Here is a 3,117-nt window from a genome sequence, read left to right as displayed (position 1 = left end):
GGATTCCGGATATCCGTTGATGATTTTGGCGCCGAAAGTTCCAACCTGGCACTTTTGGCAACGGCGAAATTTGATATACTCAAAATTGACCGGGGTTTTGTAAAAGATATTATATCCAACGAAAACACACAGACGATAGTAGAAGCTATCGTAAGCGTTTGTAAAAAACTGAATATCCAATTAGTCGCAGAAGGGGTTGAAAACGAATCCCAGCTGGAAGTACTTGAAAATTGCGGTGTGAAAACGGTGCAGGGCTTTTTGTTCAGCAAGCCAATGCCGATGACGGAATATGAATGGAAAAATTCCTATAAATAATCTTTTATCACCGTTAATTTATAACAGGAAACTAATTGAAAGACTGTTTCATAAAGAGACCGGGGATACTGAAAAAGCAGATGAAAGTCAAGTAATTTACTTTCATCTGCTTTTTTATGAACTTTTCTATATATCTGATCTAATTATTAATTTCTTAATTCTGTATTTCTCTTCTTTTCCTAAAATCAATCATAGATATACTATTTACTCTTTTAACAGATCTCAGCTCCGGAAGGCATTTTCTTTTCCGGGATCATCAGAGCCAGTTCACCGTTTTCATCCTCTGCACACAGAATCATTCCTTCAGACATAACACCCGCGAGTTTTGCCGGCTTTAAGTTTACAAGCACCATAACTTTTTTGCCAACCATTTCTTCTGCGCTGTAATTGGCTTTGATTCCGGAAACAATCTGTTTTACCTGGCTTCCGATACGAACCTGTGAGCAAAGCAGCTTTCTGGATTTCTTAACCTCTTCACAAGCGATAATTTCACCGACCTGGAACTGCATTTTCATAAAATCATCATAAGAGATTTCTTCTTTTGCTTCTATATCAATCACCGGCTCTGCGGGCACCTCTGCTTCTTTCTCTGAAGCATGAAGCTCTTCTACCTTTGCCAATACTTCTTTCATGTCCAGACGTGCAAATAAGATTTCCGGCTTCTCTGTTACTTTGCTGCCGGATTTATAGATGCCGTACTGCTCCATTTCAGCCAGACTTCTTTTCTCAGCATTTAACTGTGTCAGAATTTTCCCGGAGGTTTCAGGCATAAAGGAATCCAATAAGGAAGCGCCGATGCTGATACTTTCTACCAGATTGTAAAGTACGGTTGCCAGACGGTCCTGTTTTGTCTCATCCTTTGCAAGCGCCCATGGCATCGTTTCATCTATATATTTATTGCAGCGTTTAAACAGAGTAAATATTTCTGAAATAGCGTCAGCAACACGAAGTTCTTCCATTTTTTCTGCTGCTTTTTTCGGAACTTCCAGTGCAATAGCTTTTAATTCTTCGTCTACCGGCTCTGCTGCCCCTTTATCTGCCACAACACCGTCAAAATATTTATTTGACATGGAAATGGTTCTGTTTACCAGATTTCCAAGGGTATTTGCCAGATCAGAGTTCATTCTTTCCACCATAAGCTCCCAGGAAATAACGCCATCGTTTTCAAATGGCATTTCGTGTAATACAAAATATCGTACTGCATCCACGCCAAAGAAATCAACCAGTTCATCTGCATACAGAACATTTCCTTTGGACTTACTCATTTTTCCATCTCCCTGCAGCAGCCACGGATGTCCGAATATCTGCTTAGGAAGGGGAAGATCCAGTGCCATAAGGAATATGGGCCAGTAAATTGTATGGAAACGGATAATGTCTTTCCCAATTAAATGCAGGTCTGCCGGCCAGTCCTTTTTAAACTGATCCGTACTTTCTCCATCACAGTTATAACCAATACCGGTGATATAGTTTGTCAGGGCATCCAGCCAAACATAAACAACATGTTTTGGATCAAAATCAACCGGGATTCCCCATTTAAAAGAAGTTCTGGATACACAGAGATCCTGAAGTCCCGGAAGCAGGAAATTGTTCATCATTTCATTCTTTCTGGATACCGGCTGTATGAATTCCGGATGGGTATTGATGTGTTCAATCAAACGATCTGCATATTTACTCATTTTGAAGAAATATGCCTCTTCCTTTGCAGGCTGCACTTCTCTTCCGCAATCGGGACATTTTCCATCTGCCAACTGGGATTCCGTAAAAAATGACTCACAGGGAGTACAGTACATTCCTTCATAATGTCCTTTATAAATGTCACCTTTATCGTACAGTTTCTTAAATATTTTCTGTACTTGTTTTTCATGGTCTTCATCTGTAGTACGGATAAACTTGTCATATGAAGTATTCATCATATCCCAGATCTGCCTGATTTCTCCGGCAGTCTGATCTACAAATTCTTTGCAGGTGATACCTGCTTCTTCCGCTTTTAACTCAATTTTCTGTCCATGCTCATCTGTTCCCGTCTGAAAGAACACATCATATCCCTGTGCTCTTTTAAACCTTGCAATACTGTCTGCCAGTACTACCTCGTAGGTGTTGCCAATATGCGGTTTACCAGAAGTATAGGCAATCGCCGTAGTCATATAATATTTTTCTTTTCCCATGATAAATCCCTTTCTTATTCTTTCCGAATGCCTGAAGTATGTCCGAAATTACTGTCTTGCCCGAAATGCAATATCTGCATTGGCCGGCAAAATGCGCAAAAAACCCGCCTTCCCATTTGAGAAGACGGGTGTTATCATCCCGTGTTACCACTTCACTTCATTCATTTCTCGCGAAACAAATCTCTGCAAGTGCACATCCCTGGAGCTGATATTAAAATACCATTTTCCAATCGTACACTACACCGCTGTAACAGGCGGTTCCCGTTGCAGCCTTGCACAAAACCGGCAGATTGGGCCATGTCCACAGCCACTTGCCTTTTCCATGTTCGGTGCACCACTCAGAAGCCATCTTCCATCTATACTCACACTTCCCTCTCAGCATCCGGGAATTCTCTGTAATGCCTGCATCCGATGTACTCTCTTCGTCATTGCGTTTGTCTATATGTAGTTAGGCTATCACAATGAATGTTGGATGTCAAGTATGAAAGGAAAATATTCTGGGCAGGTATATGAAGTATTTTTCCCCTTCTAATATACTTCCAGCTTCAAAGTAACTCTATACGGGTCTGCATTTGCTTCAAATACCGGTTTGGGCCAGTTCTGGGTTTTCCAGGCATCGTAGATTCTGCCCATGCCG

General features: G+C 41.2%; 2 protein-coding genes and 1 other annotated feature. Of the genes, one reads left to right on the top strand and one right to left on the bottom strand.

Annotated elements, in window-relative coordinates:
- Nucleotides 1–315, top strand: a 315-nt coding sequence (locus RHS_RS27725; RefSeq protein WP_047835008.1) for an EAL domain-containing protein, incomplete at its 5' end; no start/stop codon positions are given.
- Between the two features lie 212 nt (nt 316–527).
- On the opposite strand, the gene metG is transcribed toward RHS_RS27725, so the two are convergent.
- Nucleotides 528–2,480 (bottom strand): methionine--tRNA ligase, encoded by a 1,953-nt coding sequence (gene metG, locus RHS_RS27720; protein ID WP_027295574.1) that lies wholly within the window; start codon nt 2,478–2,480, stop codon nt 528–530.
- Nucleotides 2,481–2,597: 117 nt separating this feature from the next.
- Nucleotides 2,598–2,918: a binding site (T-box leader), on the bottom strand.
- Nucleotides 2,919–3,117: the final 199 nt, after the last annotated feature.

This window comes from Robinsoniella sp. RHS, assembly GCF_001029355.1.
Classification (GTDB): Bacteria; Bacillota; Clostridia; order Lachnospirales; family Lachnospiraceae; genus Robinsoniella; species Robinsoniella peoriensis.
This window is presented reverse-complemented; position numbering and strand designations above follow the sequence as displayed.